Consider the following 18,761-nt stretch of genomic DNA (forward strand, 5'->3'; position numbering starts at 1 on the left):
AGAGATCACGACGACGTGAACGAACGACCCGAGACCCCGCGATCCGAGACCCCACCCACCGCGCCCGTCCGCATCGGCATCGACGTCGGGGGGACGTTCACCGACGCCGTCGCCGTGGACGCGGTGACCCTCGACCTCATCGGTCAGACGAAGACCCCGACGAGCCACGACCATCCCGACGGCGTCGCCGCGGGCATCATCCAGGGCTTGCACCGGCTGCTGAGCAACATCGGCCGTTCCCCCGACGACGTTGTGTTCCTGGCCCACGGCACGACCCAGGCCACGAACGCCCTGCTCGAGGGTGACGTGGCGCCGGTGGGACTGATCGGCATCGGCACGGGCGCCTCGGGGTTCTTCGTCAAACGGCTCGCCTCCCTCAGCAAGATCGAGCTGGCCGAGGGCATCACGCTGCCCCTCGAGTTCCGTCACCTCCGCCGGGCCGACGACGACGCCGCGATCGACCACCTCCTGGAGGAGCTCGACGGCCGGGGCATCCGCTCCGTCGTCGTCTCGGAGCCCTTCAGCGTCGACGACGAGTCGGGCGAGACCCACGTCGCCGAGCGGGCCCGGGCTCGCGGCTTCTTCGTCACCGCCACCCACGACATCTCGTCGCTCTACGGCCTCAGCAAGAGGACTCGCACCGCCGTGCTCAACGCCGTCATCCTGCCGAAGATGTTCGCGACCGCGGACCTCGTCCAGTCGAGTATCGACGCCGCCGGCATCACCGCGCCCCTGATGGTGATGCGCTGCGACGGCGGAGTCATGTCCCTCGATGAGATGCGACGCCGTCCCTTGCTCACGGTCCTCTCGGGGCCCGCCGCGGGCGTCGCCGGAGCGCTCATGCAAGAACACATCAGCGACGGCGTCTTCCTCGAGACCGGTGGCACCTCGACCGACGTCTCGGTGATCCGGCGCGGCAAGGTCGCCGTGCAGCACACGCGGTTCGGTGGCAGCTCGACGTTCCTGACTGCCCTCGACGTCCGCACCGTCGGCGTCGGCGGTGGCTCGATGCTGCGGGTGAGGACGTCGGGCTCGGTCGCCCAGGTGACGGCCGTCGGGCCGCGCAGTGCTCACATTGCGGGGCTGCCCTATGCCTGCTTCGCCGACGCCGCCGACCTGGCCGGCGCCGCCCTGGTCTCGATCTCGCCGCTCGAGGGCGACCCGGCCGACTACGTCGCGCTCGAGTCATCGGCGGGCCGCTTCGCCCTCACCATGACCTGCGCCGCCAACGCCCTCGGCCTCGTACCCGACACGGAGTACGCGCACTCCTCGCGTGAGACCGCCCGCCTCGCGATGGAGCCCCTCGCCACCGCGCTCGACACGACGGTCGACGACGCCGCGCGTCAGGTGCTGAGCAAGGGCACAGAACCCGTGCTCGCGGTCGTCGCCGAACTTGTCAAGGACTACCGGCTCGCCGAGACCGGAGTCCGTCTGGTCGGAGGGGGAGGAGGCGCGGCGTCGGTCACCCCATTCGCCGGCGAGCAGTCCGGTCACGACTGGAGCATCGCGCGTCACGGTGAGGTCATCAGCCCGATCGGCGTCGCCCTCGCGCTCGTCCGCGAGCAGGTCGAACGCGTCATCCCCGGGGCCACGGATGAGCAGATCCTCGGCGTCCGACGAGAAGCGGAGGAGGCGGTGATCGCTCAGGGGGCGGCGCCAGCGGGGGTCACGGTCGACGTCACGGTCGACCCGCAGTCGAACACCGTCCGCGCCATCGCGACGGGCGCCACCGAACTCCGCACCCAGGACCGCACCCACACCCTCCAGCGCGCCGACCTCGACCGCCTCGCCGCCGAGAGCCTGAGGGTGGACGTCGAACGCCTCGACGTGCTGGCCGAGACGCCGAGCCACGTGGTCTACGGGGCCCCACCGGCCCGATCGTTCCTGCGGCGGCCTCGCCGCGCCGTGCGGGTCGTCGACCGCGACGGCGTCGTGCGGCTGGCGTCGCCCGACGCGCACGTCGAGCAGGGCACCGTCGCGACCGGTGGTGAACTGGTGCCGCGGATGATCTCGCAGCTTACGAGTTACGGCGACGGAGGATCACGGGCCCCCGCGGTGCACCTGCTGATCGGCCCCACCCTCTCCGACCTCTCGGGCGTGCTCGACGAGGGTGCACTGGTCTCGCTGGCTCGTACCGAGATGCAGGGCAAGCCCTCCGACCAGGACCTCGTCGCCGTCCTCGAGGCCCGCTCGTGAACCGCACGTCAGGGAGGCGTCTCGACCTCGAACCGCTCCGGGCGCTCGCCACCACGACGGACGTCGAGCTCGGCGTCGTCCTGCTCCGCGGGACGCCGACCAACCAGGCGCGGTCGACCGACGCGCTCCGCCGGATCAGCGCACGGGCGCAAGAGTTCGGCCGCGACCTGGCGGGCCGCGCCCGCGTCCCGGGGCCCTTGGCCCACGCCGTCGACCCCGACGTGGACGCCGTCGACCCCGACGTGGACGCCGACGGGCCCGGTGCGCCCCACGCCACCCGTGGGATGACCGTCGTCGAGCACCGGGACGGTCTGGTCTCGGGTGACCCCGCCGTCGCCCGGTTCACCCACCGCACGCGCACGATCGACCTCTACCTCGACAGCGTCGAATTCTGCGAGGACCTCGTCGACCGGCTGGACTGGCGGGGTTGGTTCGAACCCGGCTCAGTTCGCAACGCCGCGATCGAGCACGAGCGGGCGCACGACCTCATCAGTCACTCGCACGCCCGGGAGCTACGGATCGCCGTCGGCGAGGCCGCGTTCTCGCTCGGCCGCTGGCACCGTTGGGCGCACATTGCGGGCGCGGACGAACTCGCCGCCCACTCCTTCGCCCGAGCCACCCTCGGCCTCGGTCGATCCCCCCTCCTCGTCACCGCGGCGGCCGCTTCGGCCCTCGACCAGGTGCGCCGACCCGTCAAGGAGTCCTGACATGGGCATCGCGATCATCCTCATCATGGCGGCCGGTGTCGCCCTCATCCTCAGTGGCAAGCTGCCGACCGCGTTCGCTCTCGTCTTGCTCGCCGTCGCCATCGCGCTCGTCTCGGGCGCACCGCTCATGGGCGCGCCCGGGGCTCCCGCGTCGGGTGCCGAGGGCAGCGTCCTGCAGACGGTCGTCCAAGAGGGGGCGGTGCGACTCGCGGCGACCATGATCGCGATCCTGCTCGGATCGTGGCTCGGGTCGCTCATGCGCGAGACGGCCATTGCCGACACCCTCGTGCGCAAGACGGTCGAGTTCGCCGGTGACCGTCCCGTTGTCGTGGCGCTCGGAGTGCTCGTCATCTCGGCGCTCGTCGGATCGGTCACCGGCTCCGCCCCGGCGGCACTGCTCGCCGGCGTCATCGGCATCCCCGCCATGGTCGCCGTCGGGGTCCCCAAGGTGACCGCGGCCGGCACGATCCTGATGGGCATCGGCGTGGGCGTGCCGTTCGAGCTTCCCGTCTGGCAGTTCTTCTCGACGGCGCTCGGGCTGACCATCCCCGAGGTGCGGTCGTTCATGATCGTGCTGTTCCCCTTCGCTCTCGTCGCGGCCGTGGCCTTCGTGTTGATCGAGACGCGCCGCCGGGGAACCGTGCACGCCTGGTCATTTGCCTCGATGTCGCAGCGTCGCGACGACGAACCGACGGGGAAGGCGGCCCGCCGACCCTCGCGTCGCGCCCGCCTCGGCGACGCCCCGTGGTGGTCGCTCGTCACGCCGCTGGTGCCGATCGTGCTCGCCCTCGTGCTCGAGGTGCCGATCATCCCGTCGCTGCTGGCCGGCATCCTGTACGCCCTCGTGACGACGACGCGTCCTCGCGACATGAGCACGCGCCTCCTCAGGTCGCTGTACGACGGGTTCGCCGTCGCCGCGCCTCCAATCACACTCTTCATCGCCATCGGCATGCTGCTCGCGGCGGTCTCGCTGCCCGGTGCGGTCGGTGCGCTGAGCCCAATCGTCGAGGCGCTCGCACCGACGAATATCTGGCTCTACGTGATCGTGTTCTCGGTCCTCGTGCCGCTTTGCCTCTATCGCGGACCCCTGAACATCTACGGTCTCGGCGCGGGCATCGCGGGGGCGCTGACCGCGATCGGCTTCTACTCGCCGCTCGCCGTGCTCGGGCTCATGGCCTCGTACAACCAGGTCTTCGGTATCGCGGACCCCACGAGCACGCAGACCGTGTGGGCAGCGCAGTACTCGGGAGTCAAGCCGCAACAGGTGATGGTCCGCACTCTGCCTTACGTTTGGCCGGTGGCGATTGGCGGGATTGTCGTTTCGGCCCTCATGTACCTCTGAATTCGGGTCTCGGAGGTGCGGGGTCGCCCGGTGCACCGAGCGTGTCGGCGCGGCCTCAGGTCGCCGGCGGACCCAGGGTCTCGCCGGCGACCGTCTCGCAGTCGATCAGGACGCGTCGCTCGTCGTCGGGCAGGTCGGGATCGTGCAGAAGGCGCGCGAGCAGCTGGAGGGACCGCGCACCGAGCCGAGACCGCAACGGACGCAGTCGGGTGAAGTCCGGCATCTCGGGCCGGGGGCGCGGGTGCTCCGACAAGACGATCATCGACAGGTCCCGCGGCACCTCGAGCCCGAGGTGCGTCGCCACCTGCCAGAGCGTCTCGGCGTGCTCGGCGGACTCGACGACCAGGCCCGTCGTGCCGTCTCGGACGAGCTCGGCCACGAGATCATGGGTCAGCTCGGTCGTGGTCACGGCCCGCAGCTCGGCTCGGACGCCCGCGGCGGCGGCGCCCTCGCGGACTCCGCGCTGCCGGTCGAGCACGGACTCGCCGGGGGAGTCGAGGTGCAGGTAGGCCAGGTGACGGTGGCCCACGTCGGCCGCCTGACGGACGAGGTCAGCCGTGGGCGTGACGTAGTCGAGTCCGACGTAGGGCACGCCCGGCACGTCCCGTCGGCCGACGGCGACGAACGGGAACCCGTCGTCGACGAGCCGCTCAAGTTCGCCGGCCTCCATCGCCAGGCCGAGCAGCAGGCAGCCGTCCGAGAGGCGGAGGCGGTTGTTCTGGTGCAGGAGGACGCGTCGACCCTCGTGGACCGGCGCACTCGTGAACATCAGGAGGTCGCACCCCAGCGCCTCGGCCTCGGCCTCGATGCCGGCCAGCAGGGGTGTGTAGAAGTCCTGTGCCTCGGTCGGGAAGGCGGGCTCGTAGGTGAAGACGCCGATGATCTCGTTGCCGGCACCCGCCAACCGCCGAGCCGCGGGATCGACCGTGTACTGCGTGTCGCGGATGACCTTCATGACTCGGGCGCTGGTCTCGGCCGGGATGCGGCTGGCCTCGTCGGCCTTGCCGTTGAGGACCAGCGACACGACGGCCTGGCTGACGCCCGCGAGTTCGGCGATGCGCCGCTGCGTCATGCGGCCCGCACGCGGGTTCGTCACGACGGCCTCGACAGGTGCTGGCTCATGCGTCTAGTGTGACAGGTGTTGCTAATACGCATTAGCAAACGATCGGTGACGTCGACCGATGACAGCGACGATGCTGTCGCGTCGTCGCCGGAGAGGAACGACATGTCGACTGAGAACGTGATGGCGAACCGATCCGCGACGCGGCAGACACTCCCTACGGGCCGGCGGGTGGCGCGGGCGGCGGCCGTGGTGGCCGCCCTGGCCCTCGGCGTGGGCGGGCTGGTCCCGGGACAGGCGGCGGCAGAGGTCGGGCTGCCGCACTTCGGATACGGGGGCGAGGTGACCGTGGCCGACGACCTCGACTACGCACCGACCGGCGAGTTCATCTTCCCGAGCGTGTTCCACGCCGGAGAGCACCTGGCCGACCCTCTCGGTGAGTGGTACCTCTACTACGCACCGCACGAGAACCCCGGGGGCATCTCGTTCGTCTACGCCGACAGCCTGGCGGGTCCGTGGACCGAATGCGACGCCAACCCCGTCGTGTCGAACGTCTGGGCGCCGCCCGCCGCCCGTTCCCCGAAGCCGTCTGGAACGAGCAGGAGCAGCAGATGTTCCTAGGCGCTTTAAGAGTTACAGCTTTGCTAGAGAGATGAGTCGAGCCGCCCGATAGACGGTGGTCTACCGGGGCGCCAATGAGCAAGGAGGACAAGGTGGCGTTGGGTCAGTCACGCGTGTGGCGGAGAAGCCAGACAAGATATGGCGCTCCGACCAGGGCGATCATGAGGCCGGCGGGTAACTGTGACGGAGCGATGATGGTTCGGCCAAGGGTGTCGGCGATGAGCACGAGCAGCGCGCCAAGGATCATCGACACGGGAAGGACCCGGCTGTGTCGGGAGCCGACAAGGGTGCGGGCGAGGTGCGGCGCGACCAGTCCAACAAACCCGATCGTGCCGACGGCCACGACGGACAGCGCGGCAAGGGCTGCAGCGAGTACGAGGACGCCCAGCCGGGTGGGGCCCAGACGGACCCCGAGGATGCGGGGGGTGTCCTCGTCGACTGCAAGCAGATCGAGGTGGCGTCGCAGCCCGAGCAGCAGGGGCACGGCTATGACTAGGCCCACGGCTACCGGAACGACGTCGGGCAAGGACCGTCCATAGGTGGTTCCCGAGAGCCAGGTCAGGATGCGGGGTGTCTGCCATGGGTCGGAGCTGAGGAGGAGGAACGTTGTCACGGAGCTGAGGGCGTAACCGGTGCCGATGCCGACCAGCACGAAGCGATCGGGTAGCAGCCCGCCTCGCCAGGCCAGCAGTGCGATGAGGGCGAAGGTTGCCAATCCCGCGATGACGGCGCACACCACGAGCAAGGGCCGGCCGCCGACACCGGACGTGACCACCACGACCGCTCCGAGCCCTGCCCCGGCGGTGATGCCGAGCAGCCCTGGCTCGGCGAGGGGGTTGCGGACGGTTCCCTGCACAGCGGTTCCGGACAGGGCGAGCGCGGCACCGGCGAGGACCGCGGCAGCGATACGGGCAGCTCGTTCGTCGAGCGCGCGCGCGACGAGGTCGGGAGCGGCTTGTTGGAGCCAGAGGACGAGGTCGCCGAGACGAAGGGGCAAGCTGCCGAGCAGGAGGGCGACGACGGTGGCCGTGAGGAGCAGTAGCAGAGCGGCCGCGCCGACTGTCAGGAATTTCCGGGTCGTCCTGAGTTGTGCGGAACGTGTTGGGGCGGGGCCTTGTGAGGCGCCCGCGTCTCGTAGGCGGAGCGCCAGGACGATGATGACGATGCCGCCAAGCAGGGCGGTCGGGATGCCCGTCGGGATGGCGGTGGCGCCCTCGGCGCCCAGGATGGCGCGCAGCCCTGCGTCGGCGAGGAGGATGAGCAGCGCACCAAGCAGGCCGGACGCGGGGATGAAGAACGCGTGAAGTTGGAGAGCGCGGATGCGTTGGGCCATCAGCCGCGCAAGAACGGGGGCGCCGAGGCCCACAAACGCGATGGGACCGGCGAGGGTGACGGACGTCGCGGTCAGGATGACGGCGCCGATGACCGCCATGGTCCGGGTGCCGCGCACCGGCACGCCGAGGCTCTGCGCGGTGTCCTCGCCGAGCCCCAGCACGTCGAGGCGTCTCGCGAGCAGGAGGCTTCCGAGGACGACAACTCCGATGAGTGGAGCGGCCCGGAGGGAGGCGTCAACGTTCAGCTGCCCGAGGGAGCCACTGCCCCAGGCAAAAAGACCCGTGGTGTTCTCGCGGAACAGGATGAGAAGCATCGCAGTGCCGGCGTCGAGGGCCATGGCGATGGCGGAGCCCGCCAGGATCAGTCGGGTGCTGGCCGACCTCGCCGCAGTGCCGGTGAGGGTGAGAACAACGCCTGCAGCCAGAAGTCCACCGACGAATGCGACTGTGCTGGAGGCCCAGAACGGGACGGCCAGGCCAAAGGCAGCGACAGCGGTGAGGGCGAAGTAGGCCCCTGCGGTGACGGCGAGAGTGTCCGGCGACGCCAGCTGATTGCGGGTCACGCTCTGCAGCAGCGATCCCGCAACGCCAAGGGCGATGCCGACGGCGATCCCGGCGAGTAACCGGGGAACGCGGGAACCGAGGACGATGTCGCGCAGGGGCACTCCGCCCGCAGTGATTTCGCCCCCGCGGAGGGCCCGCAACAGCTCTGCGGGACCGATCCCTGAGGTTCCCTGCGTGAGGTGCCACGACCCGACGACGAGCACCGCGGCCGCGAGCATGACGAGCAGCCCGGCACCGCCGAGCGCCGCTCTGTTGTTGGCTGACGAGCCGAGCCGCGCACTGGCGAACGCCGCCCCGGGGACAGGGCGGCGTTCGGCATCGGGGCGGGGATGTGTCACAGGCTGGTGATGACGTCCACGAAGGCGTCGATGGCCTGCTCGTTCGAGCGAGGCCCGCCTGCTCCCCAGACGCCGGGGGCGAACTCCACAGCCCGGCCCTGCTGCACTGCGGGCAGGGCGGCCCAGATCGGGCTCTTGGCAAGCTCGGTGACGTAGCTCTCGGCCGTGCCGTCGTTGGAGTACACGAGGTTGGCGTTACCGACCGCGGTGAGTCCCTCGAGGTCGGTCTGTGCGAGACCGTAGGACGGGTCGACCCCGCCGCTGCCGTAGGACTGGTCGATCTCGTCGGTCCAGGCGCCCGTCAGGCCCAGGTCTTCGCCGAGCTCAGTAAAGAGCGCACCCTGCCCGTAGGGGCGGATGACGACGTTGCCGCTCTCGACCCAGCCGTCGAAGAAGACGAAGTCCGTTGTCTGCAGGTCGGCGTCTGCCACCGCCTTCTTGGCCTCTGCGAGGTGGTCGTCGAAGTCAGCAAGAATCTGGTCGGCTCGTTCGGTCCTGCCGGTGGCCTCAGCGATGAGAGAGAACACTTCCTTCATGTTCTCGAGCTGTCCCGAGGCGTCCGCGCCGATCGTGGCGAGGACGGGGACGTCTCGTTCTTCGAGCTGACGAAGGAGGGCGTCATCGTCGCCGTAGGACTCGAGGATGATGAGATCTGGGTCGAGGCCGTAGAGGGTGTCGAGGTCAGGTTCGCCGCGCTCTCCGACGTCGACCGTGCTGGACGGCAGCGTCTCGGCGCTGACGTACGTGGCGTAGTCCGTCGTCGACGCCGCGCCGACGGGGGCGACGCACAGGGTGAGGAGGTCCTCGGTCTGCTGCCATTCGAGGACGACGACCCGCTCGGCCGGAGCGTCGAGGTCGACGGTACGTCCCAGGCTGTCGGTGACGGAGACGGGACCTGTCGCGGTCGTCGTTTCGTCGACGCGGCAGTCCTCAGAGTCGACGGCGACGGTCGATGAGGCCGTGTCGACGGTCGTTGTGCCGCACCCGGTGAGGGTCAGGGCGGCGATGCCGGCCACGGCAGCGGCCGTGAGGAGGCGAGAGCGGGTCATGTGGTGGGGTCCTTCCAGAGGGGATCGGGGTCGTGTGTCATCACCCGGGGTGGGTGCCTGGTTTCGGGGTCGATGCGGAGGCGGCCGGTGCGAGCGTCGACCGTCACCTCGACCTGCACGCCGTACGCCATCTGGATGTGCGCGGCGGTGAGGACGGCCTGTGGTGGTCCTTCGGAGATGACCCGGCCTTGGTGCAGCAGAACCAGATGGTCGGCGATGCGTGCTGCGTGGTCGAGGTCGTGCAAGACGACGCCTACGGCTGCGCCGCGGATCTCGACCAGGTCGCGGATAAGGTCGAGGGTTTCCATCTGGTAGCGCAGGTCGAGGTGGTTGGTCGGCTCGTCGAGAAGTATCGTTCCGGTCTGTTGAGCGAGGCACGTCGCCAGCCAGACTCTCTGCAGCTCGCCTCCGCTCAGCTGCCCGGCGGCTCGGTCCGCCATGGGCAAAAGGCCCGTCTCGGACATGGCCTGCGTGACGACGTCGCGGTCGGTCGAGCTGAGGCCCGCGAACCGGTGCCGGTGGGGGTGCCTGCCAAATTCGACGACCTCGCGGACGCTGAGCCCTGCCGGCGCCGTCCGGGACTGGGCGAAGAGCGTCACGTGACGTGCGAACTCGCGGGGGTGAAGCGTCGAGACCGGACGGCCGTCAAGGAGCACCATCCCGCTGTTCGGGATGTGGAGGCGTGCCAGGGCCCGCAGGAGCGTCGACTTCCCGGATCCGTTTGGACCGACGAGGGCGGTGACGGAGCCGGGGCGGAGAATGAGCGAGACGCCGTCGACGACGCGGTCCCCACCGAAGCCGAGCACGACGTCGGTCGCGTCGAGGCTCGTGAAGGGGCCTTCGGTGGGGGAGGGGTGCATGATGCCGGGCAGCTCGTTCTCAAGGGATGTCGGCTGCGTGTTGGTAAGGGCAGCCTTTCCTTACAAGATACGGGCACCTTCGCATGTCGGCAATCAGGCTCCGGGGCCATCTGATGCGTCGTTCTGGACACAGGGTGTGGCGTGGGCGTGGGCGTGGGCGAGGGCGTAGGCGCCTGGAGTGGTCCCCGTCACGCGCTTGAAGGAGGCGATGAAACTGCTGGCATCGGCGTGACCCATGACGTCAGCGACGTCCTGAACGGCGAGCCCGCTGGCAAGGAGGGTGACGGAGTGATGGATGCGGAGAGCTTGTCGCCACTGGAAGAACGACAAGCCCGTCTCGGCCCGAAAGATCCGTGACAGGGTCCGGGTGCTCAGGCCGAGTGCCGCCGCCCAGTCGTCGAGGGAGGCGGCATTAGTTGGGTTCTCGAGCAGGGCCTCGACGATCGGCGCGATGCGGAGGGTGCTTGGCACCGGAAGGGCGAACCTCGGCGGGGCGGGGACGACGTTGTCGAAGACGACGGCCTCGAGGCGGAGCCGTTCCTCCATTCCAAGCAAGGCCTCTTCGAGTCGCGTCAGGAGCGCGCCGAGCAACGTTGTGACCTCGACGACACATGGCTCGAGGATCTGCACCCCAGAACGGTCGGGTGCGAACGTGGCGTCGCACAGCTCCGCTCCGGCGGTCGTCCTACCGGCATGTGTCCGGCCAGCCGGAATCCAGACCCCGTATCCGTCCGGGACGGTCAGCACCATGCCGTCGACCCTGACCGTCATCGTGCCCTCACGCACCCACACCAACTCGTGGACGGTGTGGGCATGCGGAGCGAACTCCCACGGTGACCGGGCCTTCACGCTGCCGGCCCGGATGGCGAAGGGCGGTGCGGGTGGGGCCGCGTCGAGGTCCGACGTGAACACCACAGTGTCCCGCTCGCGCGGCCACGTCCCGCGGGTGTCCTCGGTCTGCACGGGGAAATCCTAGGCACCCGACCCGGTCCGAGGATGCAGACTTGACCTGTGACGCACGCCGAAAGCCTTCGCGACCTCATCGTCCGGGACATCGAGGCGATGGGCTTCGTCGCCCACGGGTTGCACGTGCTCATCGGGAACGACGCCGCAGAGCACCGGTGGGTCGCCGACGTCCGGACCGACATCCATTCCGCCGTCAAGGGCGTCTGCGCACTCGCCTTGGGATGCGCAGAGGACGATGGTCTCCTCTGGCTCGACGCTCCGGCGGCGTCCCTGTTCCCTGACCTCGTGCCGGGGGCAGGCACCGAGACCGTCACCCTCCGCCACCTCATCACGATGAGCAGCGGCGTCGACTTCCCGTGGACCCCGACGCTCATGACGGACTGGCCCGACCTCGCCCTCGAGTTCCTGCGCCGCCCTTCCTCTGCGAGGGCGTTCCAGTACTCGAACGCCAGCACCTACACGGCCATGAGGGCACTCGCGACCGTGGTGGGTGATGTCGGCGACTACGTCAACAAACGGCTGCTGCACCCTCTCGGCATCCGCGGAGCCACATGGGAGCGCTGCCCGCTCGGCTTCGTCGTCGCCGGAAGCGGCCTCGCACTGCGGACAGAGGAGCTGGCACGAATCGGATGGCTCGTCCGAGACAACGGCCGCTGGGACGGCGAACAGATCCTCGACCCGAAGTGGCCCCGTGCCCTGCACTCCGACTGGGTCAAGGCCGGAGAATCGCCGGGCTACCAGCGGTACGCGTTCGCGGGCTGGGATGGACCGGGGAACATGTGGCGGCTCCACGGCGCATACGGACAGCTCGTCATCTTCTCCGGTGCGGCCATCGTCACGATTACGGCGTCGGACCATGAGCGAGCCGACCCACTTGCCCGGCGCATTGCAATGCACTTACAGCGAACGGCCACCAATTAAAAGGCGGTGCATTCAAGCCGGCAAGTCCGCACTTGTGTTTCCAACGACTACTGACACCGCCCGTTAGCCGGTCTTTCGTCGGGACGCTTCTCGGCGTCCCTTGGCTTGCCAGGGGTCGGACCGTTGGACCGCCATTCCCTCGTGTGTGATTCTCGACATCGCAAGTTCAGCTGCTTTGCACGTGGCCCTGCTCGACTGGGTGGCCGGGCTCGAGGATGCGCCTCCGACCTCGAACCGGAAGGCCCGTATGCGCCTCCTCGTCCGCAATTCGCTCGCCCTGCCGCTTGCACTAACCGTCGTCGCCGTCCTGCTGGTCTGGTGGTTGGTTTCGCCGGCCGCCGCCTTCGCACTCGTCGCTCTCGTCGTACTCGAGATCGCCATGAGCGCCGACTCGTCTGTACCCATGGCCGGTATTGCGGCCCGCCTGCACTCTCCAGCCCGCCGACTTTTTCTTTCGGTCGGCCTCGTGGCGGGCGTGCTCGTCATGCGTCTACTGCTGCCGCCGGCTGCGGTCGCCGTCAGCGAGGCCGAGTCCCCGGCCGCCGCGGCGACGGAAGCCCTCGTCCAGCCAGCGCTGTTTGCGGAGCATCTCGGGGCCGCGCGGCCCGGGCTTGCCGCGTTCGGTGCCGCTTTCATCTGGCTCGTTTTCACCGAGTACCTGTTCAACGTCGACCGGGCACCTCGTCCGCATCCTTGGCTCGGACGCCTCGAGGCGTGGGCTGCCCGGGTGACGAGGCCGCGGATGCTGGCGCTGGGGTCCGCGGTGGCTGCGGCGGCGCTGATGACCGCAGTCGCGCCTTCTGAGGACCGAGTCACAGTCGGTATTGCGGGGGCAGTTGGCGTCTTGACCTACCTTGTCGTGCGCGCCGTCGGACGGCTCGCTGTCAGGGGCGACGCTGCCTGGCGACTGCACGTCTACGCCGCCACCGTGGTCTTCCAGCGCGGGCTGACGGTGTTCATGCTCTTCGAGATCCTCGATGGTGTCTACACGCTGTCGTCGACGGATACGGGGCTGGCGTACGTCGAACAGGCCGTGGTGGCGATGATCGGGGTGGGTATCGGCGCGGTGTACCTCGCGCGCCTGACGTCCCGCATCGACAGCACCAAGGGGTTGGCCCGGCTGCGGCACCTCAAGGCCGGGGCTGCCTACGTGCTCGGGGTCCTGTCTGTCCTGCTCGGGGCCAGTCTTGTGGTCCCGATCCCGGGGGCCATTGTCGGCTGGTTCGGTACAGCCATCATCGGAGCTGCTCTGCTCACGTCCCTGCCGTGGCGCCGACGGAGGCGCCTCTTGGCTGGATGACACTGCGCACGGCATTCACTTCATTTCTCCCCAGAACAGACACATCCTAGGGGCTATGCCTCTTTGGGGTATACCCCAGTACCACAGCTAACAGGGTGCGCGGCTCGCGTGGCGTTAGGGCGTGTTCTGGGGTTTTCGCTACAGGTGTGTGTCATGGTCTAGGGATGGTGCAGCACAAGACGCAGACGGTGGCGTATGTCCGGGTGAGCTCGGTGGATCAGAACCTCGGTCGGCAGCTCGAGGCCATCGGTGACGTCGACCGGGTGTTCGAAGAGAAGGTGTCCGGTGGATCTCGGACAGATCGGGTCGCGTTGCTGGAGTGCATCCGTTATGTCCGAGAAGGCGACGTCGTCAAGGTCGCCTCGATGGACCGGCTCGCTCGGTCCCTGACGGACCTGCGAGAGATCGTGGACGAGATCACGGGCAAGGGTGCATCGGTGGCGTTCGTGAAGGAGCAGCAGACCTACAGTCGGGACACTGAGGACGCGATCGGCCGGCTGATGCTGAACTTGCTGGGGGCGTTCGCGGAGTTTGAGCGGACCCTGATTCGAGAGCGTCAGCGGGAGGGCATCCGGTTGGCCCAGGCGGCGGGTAAGTACAAGGGGCGGTCGCAGAAACTCACTGCCGAGCAGCTCGACGATGCGCTCAGGTTGATTGGGTCGGGGGTGCCGAAGGCGAAGATCGCGCGGGACCTGCAGATCGACCGAACGACCCTGTACCGAGCGCTGGCGCGTCATATTGGCGGAAGCCTGGCGGAGGAGTGAGGTCGGGCCGCGACGACACTTAGGCCGCCGCGGCCCGGGCCCGGCTGGGGCTGGCATCGGTACCGCCCCTACCTGGCCTGTTCCGCGGTAATACCGTATGCACCGGGAGTGTCAGCCCGCTACCCGCGCAGCTCTCGAATGCGCTGTCTCCCGGCGGCGGCCCGCCGGTGGTCATGACCGGCGACAAGGCCGTGATCGTCGAATCGTGATGCAACGTGCCGGGCTGTAAGGCTGCGGGCAGTCGCGGAATCGGGCAGGTAGCCGGGTCTCACCGACTGGTGATGACGACGCCGGAGAGCCGAGAGCCATCGGGGGTGAAGGCGTACAGGTCCGCCAGCAGTAGTTGAAGAGTGTGCCGGCTGGCATGGAGGCGGGTGATGTGTCCGGCTCGATCGAGGTAGATGCCATATGCAGTCATGACGTTGCGATCAAGGGCACCGCTCCGTTGTCTTCAAGATGGTGAGCGCGTGCGGGGACGTTGATGCGCTCTCGTTCCTTCATCAGGGAGATGTTGGCGTGGTTTTAGTGCGCGACGTTGTAGGCGTCGCGGATGGTGCCCGACACGCGGCCTCGGTCGGAGACGTCGTGGCCGTTCGCGCGCGCCCATTCGCGCATCTTCTGCAGCTCGGCCGGGTCCGACTTCGTGCCACCCGCTGCCCGGGTGCTGCTTCGGCCGACGCGCCGGCCGCCATCGATGTAGGGGGCAAGCACGGTGGCGAGTTCGTCGGCGTGGGCATCCGAGAGGTCGATCTCGTAAGAGGCCCCGTTCAGAGAGAACGTAACGGTGCGGCCTTCTCCGTCGGCGATGGGGGTTCCGTCGAGGTCATCGATGAGCTGAACAAGAGTCTTCTGAGCCATAATTCATCCTTTTCGTTGCGGTCAATAGCGCGAGTTCACGCATCTTCATGACCACTATGTCGGAACCAGATGCCAGCCACATCTTGAAATCACCTCACTTGCAAGGCAATACCGAAATAGCCCTCGGGGGTGCCGATAAGACACGGTTTTGTGAATCGGGCTTCGGTCGCATTGCATGCCGTGGTCGTGACCACAACGAGGGCCAGTATTCGCGGGTCTGCTTCTAGCGACACGCCGATGTCGAAAAAACCGGTCTGTACCCTAGCCCTGTGGGACCAGCATGAGGCTTCACAGGTTCTTCATAGGCAGGTGAGATTCGGTCATGTACCCCGTACCAATAACGACTCCGTAACCGAACGCGTCCGTTTGGTTCAGGTCGTTTGCGTGCTCCCTATGCTCAGCCGCGGTACTCCAGGGAGGAGTCCGTCTGGAGGGGCTCATGCGCTCGATGGTGTTGGTGGGGCGGTCGCGAATGCGAGCGGCTGCAGTCGGTATTGCTATAGCTCTGGCGTTGGTGGCGTCATTCTTCGTGGTCCCGAGTGCGAGCGCGTTGTCGGATACCGGTGATGGGGGACTGTTTGTTCCCGCGACGGCCCGAATTCTCGATACCGGTAATGGGACCGGCGGTTACAACACGGTTATGCCGGCGAAGCAGTGGCGGACGATCAAGGTCGCCGGCCAGGCGGGCCTCCCCGCTGACGGTATTGCTGCTGTGTCGGTGATGGCCACGGTGGTGAACCCGTCGACTAACGGGAACCTGCAGGGTCGGCCGGATTCGTCGACGCAGGCGTCGCTGCTGCTGAACTACGGCGGGATCAACGACCAGAACTTCTCTAACACCGGCATCCTCGCCGTGGCCGACGATGGCACCATCCAGCTCATGACCGAGCAGGCCAACCGCCTCATCATCGACGTCCAGGGCTACTACACCTCGAGCGAGAACGGCACCGCAGCCGGCGGGTTCGTGCCCGTCCCGGGCAAGCGCGTCCTCGACACCCGAAGCGGTGTCGGTGCCCCCGCGGCATCGCTCGGGAACGGGCAGAGCATCACGGCCCAGATCACCGGGCAGAACGGTGTCCCGGCCGGTGCGACGGCTGTCGCGGCGAACTTCATCGTCGTGAACCAGACCACCACTTCCGGCTTCATCACCCCATATGCCGCCGGCTCGACGAAACCGTCGAACTCGCTGAACTACCCCGGCGACGCCCGGGGCCTTGCGACCTCGATCGGCGCGCAGGTCGGACTGAGCGCGGCAGGCAAGCTGACCATCACCGCGACGACCGGCACCGGGGGAGCCATCGACGTCATCGTCGACATCCAGGGCTACTTCACCAAGAGCGAGGGCGGAGCCGTCTTCACTCCCGCAGCTGCGCGCATCGCCGACACACGCGTCAGCCCCTACAGCGTCGTCCAGGGCGGCGCGGAAGTCAGCATCCCCGTCGCCGGCGTAAAAGGCATCCCGGCATCCGGCTCCGGCCTCACCGCCGTCGCCATGACCCTCAGCGCGATCAACGGCTCCAGTACCGGCGGGTCTGCGGTCGTCTGGCCCGACGGCACGGCTGCGCCGGCTACGACGTCGATCAACTACGTTCCGAGCAACATCCGGTCCAACACCGTCATCGCCCAGATCGGCGCCAACGGCAAGATCCGGATCAAGAACAACGGGGCAAACCCCATCCACTTCATCCTTGATCTTCAGGGCTGGTATGTAGGCGCCTCCGCTCCCACCATTTCATGCCCAGCACCCTATGCGAATGGCAGTTGGACTACATCCATCCCCGAGGACGATATAACTTGCAACATTATTGCTCCGGCGGCCGCGGGATCGAATGATTCTTTACGCGTCGAGGTAGATGGTTATATCGATTTTTTGCCTCTCGTTGAAAACACTTCTTCGGTAAGTATTGCAGTGCCAACCAGGGGCGGTTCACACTCCATTTCAGCCTCCTCAACGAGTAGTGGTGTGCGCTCCAGCGGCCTGGCAGTATTCCAATTCGGAATAGGAGACTGGGCCTCCAAGGACGTGCTGATGTACCCAGAGAATGGAAGCATTGCGTCGCCCGAGCCGGCGCTTGACGTCGCAGTTTCGGATAACGATGTTCTCGATGCCAGTGTGCAGCGACAGGTAACGATCTGGAAAGTCGGAGAAGAGGCGGGTGCGCCGATTCTGGTAACGCCTTGGTCCAAGGATGCACTAATAGTCAAATCGGGAACGCTTAAGGATGGCGCGGATTACGCGTGGCGCGTGGCTCTACGTGGCGTGTCTGGTGGATCTTCTAATATGATTTCCGTGATGTCTCCTCTCTCTCGCTTTACTGCATCGGCCAGTGCCGAAGAAGACCCAATGGACCCATACTGGACGGAGGACGCTCAGTATGTAGACCGCGACCCAGACGTTGAGACCCCAGACAATGCGGTAGTAGCAATTCGATTTGGACCGTGCGATCTCATATCGCCCGACGTCCATCGGCGCACGTCCGGCGGTGGAAAAGTACTCGGTAACAAGCCTGTGACGCAGTGTGACAGCCCCATTACGCATGCGTCGACCCGCACGACGACATATCGGAAAAATGTCATTGGTTGGGCGATTCGTGTTGGTGACACGGAAGAAGCATCGGATAGTCCCGATCGTGTAAAAGAGTTTAGACGATCCGGTAACCTAGTCTTTGTGCAAAAAAATGTTAACATTCCGTGCAAGAGCTACACAAACTCAAGATACTATGCAGTTAATAAAGGTCGTATTGTCTACAAGGGTACGGTCTACTGGGCGCTGAACTATTCACGCGTCACTAACTCGCTCTGCCGTGCTTAGGTTGGTGCACCGTGGTTGAAGGTATTCCGTCACAAAAAGATCTGTTAGTGAGTCCACAAGGTAGAAAGCTGCTGGTGGGCGCGTCCCAGGATTTGCGTCGTCATCATCGAGCTGAAAAGGATTGGGGAATAACATCGTTCTTAGGCGAGCTTGAGCGTGCCGTTGACTCAGCTACCTACTGGGGCCAGGCTGATTCGTCCGCCCCTATCGAAGGATTAATTGAAAGCACCGGACACGCTTACAAGGCAATAGCAGGGGTCTTCCGTGACTACTCGTGGATCATGAGGTTTGACAGAGAGACGCAAGTCGAGCCCCGCTTCCGCGACTCGGTCGACCCTTCCGCTAGACAACACGTCGTGGATGCACTCGAGTCATGGCACAACGGAATGGTTGCAGCGGAGACGGCTCGAACATCATGGGGGCTAGGGGGGCGACCGCCACGTAGCTCTGCTGGTAGCTGGTGGTCTGTGCCCATTGAGGCACGGCTAATTTCGACGTACTCGGAAAAGCAGATTGCAGCTGCTGGAGGTGCGATATTTCGAGAGGATGCAACCACGTCAGATGTTCTAGACCACTCAAATGTCGATGTTTCTCTGGGTAGCAGAGTTTATTCTATCAGCGACTTGTCAAGCTGGTCTTATTTAGTGGAGAAATATGCCCTAAGCGCCACGAGAACCAGAGACGCCATGTATAGAGAGCGGTTTGTCCTGGATGGTCCTTGGGTTATTCCAAATTGGAAGACTATTGCTACTGATTTTGATGCTGTTCATCTTTCTGTTAGCGGATATCTCACCGCTTCGGGGGTACCAGTCGCGACCCAAACCGGGCACACAGTTTTGGCTGGATTCAGTCCGGGAGAGACTATTTGGTTGTCTAAGTAGTACAACTTTCCCTTTTACACCAAATTTCTGCTGGTGACGAATATGCGTATTCCACGTTCGACGGCTCTTGGGTGTTAGCTTGTTGCAATAATGAGTGATTGCACGACGGGAAAAGATGCGACTGAGACAAATGAAGAAAACACCCGCCTACCAAGTGCTGGACCCGTTTCTCTCGCAACTTACATCGG

At 66.4% G+C, this 18,761-nt stretch carries 14 protein-coding genes; 8 read left to right on the top strand and 6 right to left on the bottom strand.

What is annotated here, in order from left to right; genetic code table 11:
• The first annotated feature begins 15 nt into the window (after nt 1-15).
• From ACZ6JE_RS02275 to ACZ6JE_RS02285, 3 genes are read left to right on the top strand one after another with little or no spacing between them, the layout of a single operon-like run.
• Nucleotides 16-2,196: a hydantoinase/oxoprolinase family protein gene (locus tag ACZ6JE_RS02275; protein ID WP_464318082.1), complete on the top strand. Its 2,181-nt coding sequence runs from the start codon at nt 16-18 to the stop codon at nt 2,194-2,196.
• Nucleotides 2,193-2,903, top strand: coding sequence for a hypothetical protein (locus tag ACZ6JE_RS02280; RefSeq protein WP_464318083.1), 711 nt, complete (start codon nt 2,193-2,195; stop codon nt 2,901-2,903). The genes ACZ6JE_RS02275 and ACZ6JE_RS02280 overlap by 4 nt, the downstream gene beginning before the upstream one ends.
• Before the next feature lies 1 nt (nt 2,904).
• On the top strand, nt 2,905-4,245 hold the full coding sequence (locus tag ACZ6JE_RS02285) for a hypothetical protein (RefSeq protein ID WP_464318084.1): 1,341 nt from the start codon (nt 2,905-2,907) through the stop codon (nt 4,243-4,245).
• 55 nt (nt 4,246-4,300) lie between these two features.
• On the opposite strand, the gene ACZ6JE_RS02290 is transcribed toward ACZ6JE_RS02285, so the two are convergent.
• Complete coding sequence (locus ACZ6JE_RS02290; protein WP_464318085.1) at nt 4,301-5,341, bottom strand: LacI family DNA-binding transcriptional regulator; 1,041 nt, start codon at nt 5,339-5,341, stop codon at nt 4,301-4,303.
• A 129-nt stretch (nt 5,342-5,470) separates the two neighbouring features.
• Here ACZ6JE_RS02290 and ACZ6JE_RS02295 point away from each other — a divergent pair, with 129 nt between their 5' ends.
• The gene (locus ACZ6JE_RS02295; protein ID WP_464318086.1) at nt 5,471-5,926 is read left to right on the top strand and encodes a hypothetical protein; all 456 of its coding nucleotides are present in this window, start codon (nt 5,471-5,473) and stop codon (nt 5,924-5,926) included.
• Nucleotides 5,927-6,029: 103 nt separating this feature from the next.
• Here ACZ6JE_RS02295 and ACZ6JE_RS02300 read toward each other — a convergent pair whose 3' ends face one another.
• The 4 genes from ACZ6JE_RS02300 to ACZ6JE_RS02315 all read right to left on the bottom strand — a co-directional run bounded on the left by ACZ6JE_RS02300 (nt 6,030) and on the right by ACZ6JE_RS02315 (nt 11,034).
• On the bottom strand, nt 6,030-8,162 hold the full coding sequence (locus ACZ6JE_RS02300; RefSeq protein ID WP_464318087.1) for an iron ABC transporter permease: 2,133 nt from the start codon (nt 8,160-8,162) through the stop codon (nt 6,030-6,032).
• On the bottom strand, nt 8,159-9,211 hold the full coding sequence (locus tag ACZ6JE_RS02305) for an iron-siderophore ABC transporter substrate-binding protein (protein ID WP_464318088.1): 1,053 nt from the start codon (nt 9,209-9,211) through the stop codon (nt 8,159-8,161). Before ACZ6JE_RS02305 ends, ACZ6JE_RS02300 begins: the two co-directional genes overlap by 4 nt.
• Nucleotides 9,208-10,071 carry an ABC transporter ATP-binding protein gene (locus ACZ6JE_RS02310; protein WP_464318089.1) on the bottom strand — a complete coding sequence of 288 codons (864 nt, stop codon included), beginning with the start codon at nt 10,069-10,071 and terminating at the stop codon, nt 9,208-9,210. The genes ACZ6JE_RS02305 and ACZ6JE_RS02310 overlap by 4 nt, the downstream gene beginning before the upstream one ends.
• 93 nt (nt 10,072-10,164) lie before the next feature.
• A complete protein-coding gene (locus tag ACZ6JE_RS02315) occupies nt 10,165-11,034 on the bottom strand; it encodes a helix-turn-helix domain-containing protein (RefSeq protein ID WP_464318090.1) in 870 nt (289 codons plus the stop codon).
• A gap of 48 nt (nt 11,035-11,082) precedes the next feature.
• Between ACZ6JE_RS02315 and ACZ6JE_RS02320 the strand changes: the two genes are divergently transcribed.
• From ACZ6JE_RS02320 to ACZ6JE_RS02330, 3 genes are all read left to right on the top strand, one after another.
• Nucleotides 11,083-11,958, top strand: a complete 876-nt coding sequence (locus ACZ6JE_RS02320; RefSeq protein ID WP_464318091.1) for a serine hydrolase domain-containing protein — start codon at nt 11,083-11,085, stop codon at nt 11,956-11,958.
• 181 nt (nt 11,959-12,139) lie between these two features.
• Nucleotides 12,140-13,258: a DUF475 domain-containing protein gene (locus ACZ6JE_RS02325; RefSeq protein ID WP_464318092.1), complete on the top strand. Its 1,119-nt coding sequence runs from the start codon at nt 12,140-12,142 to the stop codon at nt 13,256-13,258.
• A 164-nt stretch (nt 13,259-13,422) separates the two neighbouring features.
• Nucleotides 13,423-14,022: a recombinase family protein gene (locus tag ACZ6JE_RS02330; protein ID WP_464318093.1), complete on the top strand. Its 600-nt coding sequence runs from the start codon at nt 13,423-13,425 to the stop codon at nt 14,020-14,022.
• A 522-nt stretch (nt 14,023-14,544) separates the two neighbouring features.
• On the opposite strand, the gene ACZ6JE_RS02335 is transcribed toward ACZ6JE_RS02330, so the two are convergent.
• Nucleotides 14,545-14,880, bottom strand: coding sequence for a histone-like nucleoid-structuring protein Lsr2 (locus ACZ6JE_RS02335; RefSeq protein WP_464318094.1), 336 nt, complete (start codon nt 14,878-14,880; stop codon nt 14,545-14,547).
• 514 nt (nt 14,881-15,394) lie between these two features.
• On the opposite strand from ACZ6JE_RS02335, the gene ACZ6JE_RS02340 reads away from it, so the two are divergent.
• The gene (locus tag ACZ6JE_RS02340) at nt 15,395-17,692 is read left to right on the top strand and encodes a hypothetical protein (protein WP_464318095.1); all 2,298 of its coding nucleotides are present in this window, start codon (nt 15,395-15,397) and stop codon (nt 17,690-17,692) included.
• Nucleotides 17,693-18,761: the final 1,069 nt, after the last annotated feature.

It is taken from the genome of Frigoribacterium sp. AC759, assembly GCF_979256015.1.